5 protein-coding genes and 1 pseudogene are annotated in these 5,757 nt (G+C 63.7%); 4 read left to right on the top strand and 2 right to left on the bottom strand.

Going from position 1 to position 5,757, the window contains the following annotated elements:
• Window positions 1-118: 118 nt before the first annotated feature.
• The 3 genes from KBA32_RS10530 (at window position 119) to KBA32_RS10520 (ending at window position 4,006) form a co-directional block, all read left to right on the top strand.
• The gene (locus tag KBA32_RS10530) at window positions 119-1,747 is read left to right on the top strand and encodes a methyl-accepting chemotaxis protein (RefSeq protein WP_294358591.1); all 1,629 of its coding nucleotides are present in this window, start codon (window positions 119-121) and stop codon (window positions 1,745-1,747) included.
• A 199-nt stretch (window positions 1,748-1,946) separates the two neighbouring features.
• Window positions 1,947-2,270 carry a DUF485 domain-containing protein gene (locus KBA32_RS10525; RefSeq protein ID WP_294358589.1) on the top strand — a complete coding sequence of 108 codons (324 nt, stop codon included), beginning with the start codon at window positions 1,947-1,949 and terminating at the stop codon, window positions 2,268-2,270.
• Between the two features lie 56 nt (window positions 2,271-2,326).
• The gene (locus tag KBA32_RS10520; RefSeq protein WP_367113774.1) at window positions 2,327-4,006 is read left to right on the top strand and encodes a cation acetate symporter; all 1,680 of its coding nucleotides are present in this window, start codon (window positions 2,327-2,329) and stop codon (window positions 4,004-4,006) included.
• 157 nt (window positions 4,007-4,163) lie between these two features.
• Here KBA32_RS10520 and KBA32_RS10515 read toward each other — a convergent pair whose 3' ends face one another.
• Window positions 4,164-4,448 (bottom strand): hypothetical protein, encoded by a 285-nt coding sequence (locus KBA32_RS10515; RefSeq protein WP_294358586.1) that lies wholly within the window; start codon window positions 4,446-4,448, stop codon window positions 4,164-4,166.
• Between the two features lie 110 nt (window positions 4,449-4,558).
• Between KBA32_RS10515 and KBA32_RS10510 the strand changes: the two genes are divergently transcribed.
• Entirely contained in the window at window positions 4,559-5,473 is a 915-nt protein-coding gene (locus KBA32_RS10510; RefSeq protein WP_294358583.1) for a NifB/NifX family molybdenum-iron cluster-binding protein, read from the top strand.
• Window positions 5,474-5,651: 178 nt separating this feature from the next.
• On the opposite strand, the pseudogene KBA32_RS10505 reads toward KBA32_RS10510, so the two are convergent.
• Window positions 5,652-5,753: pseudogene (locus tag KBA32_RS10505) on the bottom strand (leucine efflux protein LeuE); the annotation flags it as partial.
• Window positions 5,754-5,757 lie beyond the last annotated feature (4 nt).

Here is a 5,757-nt window from a genome sequence, read left to right as displayed (position 1 = left end):
GATTACAGGGTGCGGGTGATTCACCCGTCGCCAGGCGTTCACGCAGAGATCAAGAGGCGGTTGCAGGGGCGTCTGGCTTCGTAGTTGCGGTTTTTTTCTTCGATAGAGGGGGCAGGAGATGATTTCATTCGAGCGAATGGGCGTGCGGGCCCGGTTGACCGTGGCGGGCGTCGTGGTTCTGGTCGGCCTCGTCGTCATGGCGGCCTATACGCTGATGCAGATCAGGACGGATGCGATGAACGCGCACAGCGAGCGCATCAAGCACCTGGTCGAAGTGACGACCGGCATCGTCGCCGACTACCAGAAGCTGGAAGCCGAGAAGAAGATGACGCGTGAGGAGGCGCAAGCAGCAGCCAGGGAAGCATTGCGCACGCCACGCTTCAACACCAACGACTACTACTTCATCTATGACTTCGACGGTCGCGCCGTGATGGTTGCCGGCAGCCCGAAGATCGAAGGTGAAGTCATGCTTGGAAAGGCTGACACAAAGGGATTCAAGCTTTGGGATGCGATCGTCGCCGCCGGCAAGGCCGGGAGCGGCTACATCGACTACTGGTTTCCGCGCGCCGGCGCCACCGAGGCGAGTCCGAAACGCGGCTACGTGATCGGCATCCCGGAATGGAAATGGATCGTCGGCACCGGCGTCTATGTGGATGACGTCGATGCGGCGGTGACCCGGGCGGCGATTCGTTACGCGCTGATTTCGCTGCTGATTCTGGCGGTCGTCTCGGTCGTCGGCGTGATGGTCGCGCGCAGCATCGTTCGCCAACTCGGCGGCGAGCCGGCAGCGGCGATCGATCTCATGTCGCGCGCCGCGGCGGGTGATCTCACGGTGCAGGTCAACTCGTCGGCGAAGGGCAGCATCCTCGATTCGGCCGGGCAGATGCTTGGCTCCATACGCACCATGGTGTCGGAAATCAACGACAGTTCAGCGCGTCTTTCGAAGGGCGCCGAGAGCATCAGCACGGCGTCGCGCGAGGTGGCGACGGCGGCCGAGTCGCAAAACGACGCAACGCAGTCGATGGCCGCAGCGATCGAGGAGATGACGGTCAGCGTTCGCCATATCTCCGACAGCGCGCACGACACCGAGCGCGAGTCGTCGCAGTCGGTCGAACTCGCCGACGACGGCTTCGAGCGCATCCAGACGGCGAGCCGTGAGATCAACGAGATCGCGACGACGGTCAGCGACGCCTCGACGCGGATTCACAAGCTGGAAGAACGGGCCAACCAGATCTCGTCGATCGCGGGCGTGATCAAGGACATCGCCGGGCAAACCAACCTGTTGGCGCTCAATGCGGCGATCGAGGCAGCGCGCGCCGGCGAGCAGGGGCGCGGCTTCGCCGTCGTTGCCGACGAAGTGCGCAAGCTCGCCGAGCGGACGTCTACGGCGACGATCGAAATCGAGCAGATGATTTCCGGAATCCAGTCCGAAACCGTGCTCGTCGTCGGCGCCATGAGTTCGGCGTTGCCGCAGGTCGAAGCCGGCGTGATGGCGGCCGAGGGCGCTGCCGCGTCGCTGCGTCAGATCAAGGACGGCGCGGAATCGACGCTTACCCGCATCCGTGAAGTCGCCTCGGCGACCAAGGAGCAGAGCGAAGCGAGCACCAACATCGCGCAACGCGTCGAGCAGATCTCGCAGATGGTCGAGGAGACCACCGCGGCGATGCAGTCGACGGCTGAAACGGCGGAGGACATGGAGCGGATCTCGAGCGAACTATCGAGCCTGATCAGCCGCTTCCGCTGCTGACGTCCTCCGGCGATCTCCCGCCGCAAGGGCCGCCCGGTCAAGCCGTGCGGCCTTCTTTTCGCCTGCCCGAAGCAACTTCGCCTGTTCGCGTCGCAGTAAGCGCGCCGTAAGTATTTGCGCCTAAGGTCGTCGCTGAAGTCGGCAGCATCCCCGGATGCACGAGTCGGCTCGATGTGAAACCGAACCGGAGGAGACGAAGATGAGCGCGATGAACGACGAGGTCGCAGCGCGGGTTGAGGCTAACCCGATGTATCACTTGCTGGTGAAAATGCGCAGCTCCTACAGCATCGTCATGACGCTGTGCGTGATGGCCGTGTATTACGGCTACATCCTGTTGATCGCCTTCGACAAGGAATGGCTCGGCACCAAGCTGGGTGCCGGGATGACGACGTCGATCGGCATTCCGCTCGGTGTCGGCGTGATCGTCGTCACGATCATCCTGACCAACATCTACGTGCGCCGCGCCAACACGCGGTTCGACGACATGAACGCGCAGATCATCAAGGAGGCGAGCAGGAAATGACGACGAGAATCACGATGCAGAAGATCACCGGAAATACGCTCGTCCTGCTCGCCGGCATGCTGGCGGCAGGCTCGGCGCTGGCGGCGGGCGCGGATCTCGGCCAGACGACCAGGCAGGCGACCAACTGGGTGGCGATCGGCATGTTCGCCATCTTCGTCGCGATCACGCTCGGCATCACCAAATGGGCGGCGGCGCGGACGCGCTCGGCCGCCGATTTCTACACGGCCGGCGGCGGCATCACCGGCTTCCAGAACGGCTTGGCGATCGCCGGCGACTACATGTCGGCGGCGTCCTTCCTCGGTATCTCGGGCCTCGTCTTTTCCAGCGGTTTCGACGGACTGATCTTCTCGATCGGCTGGCTGGTCGGCTGGCCGGTCATCACCTTCCTGATGGCCGAACGCCTGCGCAACCTCGGCAGGTTTACCTTCGCCGACGTCGCCTCGTACCGCTTCGCGCAGACGCCGACGCGCGTCTTCGCCGCCTGCGGCTCGCTCGTCGTCGTCGCCTTCTACATGATCGCGCAGATGGTCGGCGCCGGGCAGCTGATCAAGGTGCTGTTCGGTCTCGAATACCAGTACGCGGTGATGATCGTCGGCGTGCTGATGATGCTCTACGTGCTCTTCGGCGGCATGACGGCGACGACCTGGGTGCAGATCATCAAGGCGGTCATGCTGCTCACTGGTGCGACGTTCATGGCGCTGGCCGTGCTTTACCAGTTCAACTTCAATCCGGAAGCGCTGTTCCGCAAGGCGGTGGAGGTACACAGCAAGCACGACGCGATCATGGCGCCGGGCGGGCTGATCAAGGATCCGGTCTCGGCGATCTCGGTCGGCATGGCGCTGATGTTCGGCACCGCCGGCCTGCCGCACATCCTGATGCGCTTCTTTACCGTGCCGAGCGCCAAGGAGGCGCGCAAGTCGGTCGGCTGGGCGACGACGTGGATCGGCTACTTCTACATCCTCACCTTCATCATCGGCTTCGGCGCCATCGTGCTCATCTCGACCGATCCGGCCTACCTCGCGATCAAGATGGTCGACGGCAAGGCCGTGCTCGACGCAGCGGGCAACCCCGTCTATGACGGTCTGCGCGGCGGCGGCAACATGGCGGCGATTCACCTGGCCAACGCCGTCGGCGGCAATGTCTTCCTCGGCTTCATTTCGGCGGTGGCCTTCGCGACCATCCTCGCCGTCGTTGCCGGGTTGACGCTCTCCGGCGCCTCGGCCGTCTCGCACGACCTCTACGCCACGGTGTTCAAGAAGGGCAGGGCGGATTCGGCCGCCGAACTGCGCGTGTCCAAGATCACGACGATCTGCCTCGGCATCGTCGCCGTCTTCCTCGGCATCGCCTTCGAGAAAGAGAACGTCGCCTACATGGTCATGCTTGCCTTCGCCATCGCCTGCTCGGCCAACTTCCCGGTGCTTTTCATGTCGGTGCTGTGGAAGAACTGCACGACGAAGGGCGCGGTCGCCGGCGGCTTCGTCGGGCTCTTCGCCTCGGTCGGGCTGACCGTCGTCTCGGCGTCGGTCTGGGAAGCCGTGCTGCACAACCCGCCCGGTAGCGCGCTCTTCCCCTACGCCTCACCGGCGCTGTTCTCGATGTCGGCCGCCTTCCTGACGATCTTCATCGTCTCCAAGCTGGATAACAGCAAACAGGCGCAACTCGAGCGCCTGCTTTATCCGGCGCAGAAGGTGCGTTCGGAGACCGGGCTCGGCGCAGCGGCGGCGTCGAGCCACTAAGGAAATTCCGATCCCGCCCCGTTCGGGCTGAGCCTGTCGAAGCCCTCGTCTCCGCGGCGACTACCCTTCGACGAGCTCAGGGCGAGCGGATTTGACGGCGAATGACATAACGGCCTTGAGGCGGTCACCTCAAGGCCGTTCTTCGTGGTGTGTCCTTTCAGAACAGGTCGGCGACCGCGTAGCGCTCCCGCGCCTTCAGTTTCTCGAGTCCCTTGAGCGCCTCCTGCGTACAGCCGTGCGTTTGCGCGTGCGCGAGAAAACGATCGAGCGTTTCCATCAAGGGGTAAGCGGCTTCGTGCCAGTGTTCGCGGAAAGCGCTCTCGGTTTCGCGTTCGCAGCCGAGTTTGCCGGCGTTGAGACGGACGAGGACGGCGATTTGTCCATCGCGCCGGATGACGATGGCGGTTTCGTGTTTTGCATTGCTGACGATCATGGGCGGCATCGTACCAGCTCCGATTGGCGCACCGCGAGCGGCTGATGTTTGTTACGGGCATATGCTATTTAATCGGCCGGTGATAAAATTCGCGCCGACCCAACTTCCGATAACGCACCATGAAACTCTGCATCCCCGTCAAGTTCCCCGAAGGCCTCGATTCGCAGATCGAGCCGCATCTGCCGCAAGCCGCTTTCCTCGCGTTTTTTGACACGGAAACGCGCAGCGTTGACGCGGTGTCGCTGCGCGAGCCGAAAGCCGGCGACGAGCAGCACATGAACTTCGACGCCGTGCTTTGCGGCAGCATCAGCCGTGTCGTCCTGCGCACGCTGGCCATGCAGGGCGTGCAGGTGTTCGGTACGGCGGCGACGACCGTGGCCGAGGCGGTCGCCCAGTTTGAAAACGGCGAACTGGCGGCGGCTGACGCCGGCGAGGACGGTCATCAGTGCTCGGGGCAAGGCGGTTGCGGCGGCAGTGGTGGAGGAGGTGGCTGTGGTGGCGGCTGTCACGGGCACGATAAGGAACACGGTGAGCATGCGCACGGTCACGGCGGATGTGGCGGCCACGGTCATCACCATGATCACGAACACGATCACCGCCACGAAGGCAGCGAAGCGCACGGCGGCTGCGGTTGCGGTGGGCACGGCCAGCAGCACGGCGAGCGTCCGGCGTTCAAGCCGCTGGGCGACGAGTTCTCTATCGCCGTCTGCAGCCAGAACCGCAAGACGGTGACCGGCCACGCCGGCAAGTGTCGCAAGTTCTGGGTGTACCGGATTCAGGGCGGGCAGGTCGCCGGGAAGACCTTGCTCGAATTGCCGATCGAGCAGTCACTCCACGAGTCGCCGGCCGATCAACCGCATCCGCTCGACGGCGTGCATGCACTAATCGCCGGGAGCATGGGCGACGGCATGAAGCAGCGTCTGATTCGGAACGGCATTCGCGGCCTGGTGACCGACATGCAGGACCCGGACGAAGTCGTCGCCGTTTTCCTCGAACGTGCGCTCGGCATTCCGCGCCCGGTGGCCGCTTGTTGATCAGGCAGTAAGAAATCTCAACTACCGTTCGGGCTGAGCCTGTCGAAGCCCGTTCCCCTTCGACAAGCTCAACCTGAACGGGCTTCAAACATTATCTCGCCAGATCGATAGGACACCGGATTCAGCCGAGCGTAGCGCCAGGCCGGCGCCCGCGAGCTTGATCACCCGGAACAGCGCCGGCAGCGAGCGCGACGACGTAGAGCGAATTCGGCCCGGGCAGAAGGACGATGAAGATCGTGCCGATGATGAAGGTCGTCAGGTCGGGAATGCCGTAGAACATCGGT

The sequence above is a fragment of the Propionivibrio sp. genome (assembly GCF_017995515.1).
Taxonomy (GTDB): Bacteria; Pseudomonadota; Gammaproteobacteria; order Burkholderiales; family Rhodocyclaceae; genus Propionivibrio.
Note: the sequence above shows the minus strand (reverse complement) of the source record. Positions and strands in the feature narration are given on the sequence as shown.